This window comes from Frankia sp. CcWB2, from assembly GCF_977927585.1.
Genome location: NZ_CDWRCM010000038.1, coordinates 17,550 through 20,634 on the forward strand (window position 1 = coordinate 17,550; position 3,085 = coordinate 20,634).

Annotated in this window: 3 protein-coding genes and 1 pseudogene; 3 read left to right on the forward strand and 1 reads right to left on the reverse strand. The window is 72.8% G+C overall.

Annotation, left to right across the window (positions count from 1 at the left end; genetic code table 11):
• Positions 1-383 precede the first annotated feature (383 nt).
• Entirely contained in the window at positions 384-995 is a 612-nt protein-coding gene (locus ACY45C_RS06350; protein WP_462186714.1) for a hypothetical protein, read from the reverse strand.
• Positions 996-1,136: 141 nt separating this feature from the next.
• Here ACY45C_RS06350 and ACY45C_RS06355 point away from each other — a divergent pair, with 141 nt between their 5' ends.
• The 3 genes and pseudogenes from ACY45C_RS06355 to ACY45C_RS06365 form a co-directional block, all read left to right on the forward strand.
• Positions 1,137-1,457 (forward strand): ATP-binding protein, encoded by a 321-nt coding sequence (locus ACY45C_RS06355; protein ID WP_462186715.1) that lies wholly within the window; start codon positions 1,137-1,139, stop codon positions 1,455-1,457.
• Positions 1,454-2,026, forward strand: coding sequence for a hypothetical protein (locus tag ACY45C_RS06360; protein ID WP_462186716.1), 573 nt, complete (start codon positions 1,454-1,456; stop codon positions 2,024-2,026). Before ACY45C_RS06355 ends, ACY45C_RS06360 begins: the two co-directional genes overlap by 4 nt.
• Positions 1,984-3,085 (forward strand): annotated as a pseudogene (locus ACY45C_RS06365) (LuxR family transcriptional regulator); the annotation flags it as partial. The gene ACY45C_RS06360 and the pseudogene ACY45C_RS06365, both read left to right, overlap by 43 nt.

A 3,085-nucleotide genomic window follows, 5' to 3' on the forward strand; every position in this document is an offset into this window, starting at 1 on the left:
GACGGGTATCGTGACATCCGGGAGCATCGGCGTCCAGCTTTCGAGCCGGTTATAGGAAGCGCCGATGCTCCCGCCAGCAGGCTCCCGAGCTGCTCGTTTCCCCGCACGCCACACCGGGCCGTGCCACCCCCAGAAACATGCCACCCAGCTCAACGGGCGTAATCAGTTGACTTCTTCTCTCGCGGCGAGCGATCAAGGAAAAGTGCGAAAGTCGAGCGTTTCCTCATATGCCTGACAATGCACGGCTCGGCCCCGTCGGCGCGAGGCCGCAGGCACCGCGTTTCACGAGTGCTGCCATCCCCCAGGCCGGGTGCGAACACCACCCAGAAACCGCCGCCGCGCCGGCGAACTGGCCCGGCTGCGGGCACCCTCCACCCGATCGGTCACGACCCGGCGGTGGGCAGTACGGCGTGCATCAGGCGATGGACCTCCACCCGGTCCGGGCCGGTGAGCAGGGCCGGGTCCTCGCCGGGCAGCAACGACGTCGACATGACCCGCCCGGTGGCCGCATCCAGCGCCTCGACGGTCTCGGCCAGCAGGTACATCACGGTGGCGCCGTCGTCCGCCCGGCCCACCAGCGTCGCGACGATGCCGGGCAGATCGCGAACGGCCGGCCAGATCCGCTCGGTGCCCGCCCGGTCGAAGGCCGCGGTCCACCGCGGGGTGCGCGGCCCGTCGAAGCTGGCCTGCCGCAGGTAAAGGGCCGGACCGGTGGCGGCGCCGGCGAAGTGTCCGGTCACCGTGTAACGGCGCACGGCGCCCAGCCGGACGCTGCCGCCGGCATCGACCGGGGGAGCCGCGGGGCCGGCCGACGCGGATCCGGCGTCGTGCCAGAGCGTGATCAACCCGTCCGGCGCGCCGTCGTCCCCGCTCGTCGACATGGCCCGGCTGACGAGGACGCCAGCGTCGTCGTGGACGGCTGACAGGACGTCGTCCACCCACGCAGTGCTGGGCGGGTCGGGAATGCCGAAGATCGGTTGGATGATGAGGTCCATCGGGCGCCTCCTGCGTCGGTCGAGTTCCGATGATCGTGGTCGACGATCCCGCGCCGGCCGGCCCCGTCCCTCAGTACCAGTACCGAACTTCGGCACGGAACCGGCTATCTACGTGGCCGGGGTTGCCCCATCCTTGGTGGGGTGCGCGGTGATGACCGCCCGTTCGTCGGGCGGCAGGAGGAGTTGACGCTGCTGCGTTCGCGGGCGCGGACGGCGGCGGCGGGTCGAGGCGGGGTCCTGCTGGTCACCGGCCCGGCGGGGATCGGCAAGACCCGGCTGGTGGAGGAGTCGCTGCGGGCGGACGCGAGGTCCTCGGCGGTGCCGGTCGGCCGCGGCTACAGCCTCGCCGACCGTTCCGCTCCGCCACTGTGGCCCTGGCAGCAGGCGCTACGCGCCCTCGCCCGCCGCGGCGGGCGAGGGCGCGTAGCGCCGGGGCCATCGATCTGTTCGCGGGGGCGGTGAGCGGCGACGTACCTGGTGACGCGGCGAGCGCGGCCGCCGTGCGGTTCGCCGCGCTGGCCGCGGTCGCCGATGCGGTGCTGACGGCCGCCACCGAACCACTGGTGATCGTGCTGGAGGACCTGCACTGGGCCGACACGAACACCGTCGAGCTGGTGCGGCAGGTAGCCGGCGGGATCGTCGACAGCCACCTGCTGCTGATCGCGACGATGCGCGCCGAGGCCGGCGACGTCATGCGTGAGCTGTCCCGGCTGGACAGCGTCCACGCCGTGCCGTTGCGACCGCTGACGGCAGCCGCTGTCCGGGACTACCTCACCGCGCTCGACCCGGCGGCCTCCACCGCCGCCCGCGCGGAGCAGGTGGCGCGGCGCAGCGGCGGGCTGCCGTCGCGCTGCAGGTGCGATCGTCCACCGTCCCCGGGCTCGCGGCCGAGGTCGCCGGTCACTGGCGCCGCGCCGGCGGCCACGAGCACGCACATCGCTGCGCAGCCCGGTGAGCCAGGCAGGCCGCCGTCGAGGCAGTCCAGGCCTTGGCCTACGACGAGGCGGCCACGCACCTGCTCACCGCGGTAGCGGCGCTCCGGCAGGCTGGCACCGGTGAGGCGGAACTCGCGCAGACGACCTTGGAGCTGGCGCGCGCCTACTACCTGGCCGGAGCGCTGACCGAATCGCTCCGGCAATGCGAACAAACCGCTGCGGCAGCGCAGCGGGCAGGCAGGGACGACCTGGTGGCCGCAGCGGCGCTGGTGGTGCGTTGGGTGACCTTCCCGCAAGCCATCGAGGCGATCTCCCGGCTGTGCCGGACGGCGCTCGCCGCACCGCAGCCGCCCGCATTGCGGGCACAGGTGCTGTCACAACTCGCCACGATCCTGGGCGAGGTCGGATCCACGGAGGCGGCCCACCGGTATGTCGACGAGGCGATGGAGCTCGCGCAGGCGAGCGGCGACGCCCAGGCGTTGCTGGATGCCGCCCGCGCCCGGGAGATGTTGCTGGCCGGTCCGGACGACGCGGAGGAACGGCTGCGGCTGGCCGCGACCGCCGTCGAGCAAGCCGATCGGCTTAGCCAGCCGCTGGCCGCCGTACTCGGGCAGCAGTGGCGGATCAGGGCCGCCTACCAGCTCGGTCGCCTCGACGTCGTGGACGAGGCGATGGCCGCCGTCGCGATGCTGGCTGACCGCAGCGGCCTTCCGCTGGCGAGCTGGCATCGGTTGCGCGGCGTGGCGGCCCGAGCTGCGCTGGAAGGCGGGTGCGCCGCCGCGCGGTCGGCCAACATCGAGGCCCAGCGGCTAGGCTCGCGGGCCGGAGACGCGCAGGCGATCGGGCTGAGCTACGCCTTCGCCGCCCACCTGGCCATGCTGCGAGGGGACGCCGCCGAACTCCCGGACGACTTCTGGCCGATGCTGGAAGCAGTCCCGCCGTCGCCGCTGATCACGGTGTTCCGCGCCAACACTCGCCAACTCGAGGGCCGCCGCGAGGAAGCGAAGGCATACTACGAGCAGCTGCGCCAGATGCTCGACGGCCCGGTCGTCGATCTCCGCTGGGGCGGGATACTGATGCTGCTGATCGACCTGGTCGAGGCATTCGGCGACGCTGCGGCAGCGGAGGTTCTCGCCAACCACCTGAAGCCCTACG

Excerpts from the sequence above, each read along its gene's own strand:
- ACY45C_RS06350 (WP_462186714.1), bottom strand. The coding sequence starts at position 995 with ATGGACCTCATCATCCAACCGATCTTCGGCATTCCCGACCCGCCCAGC.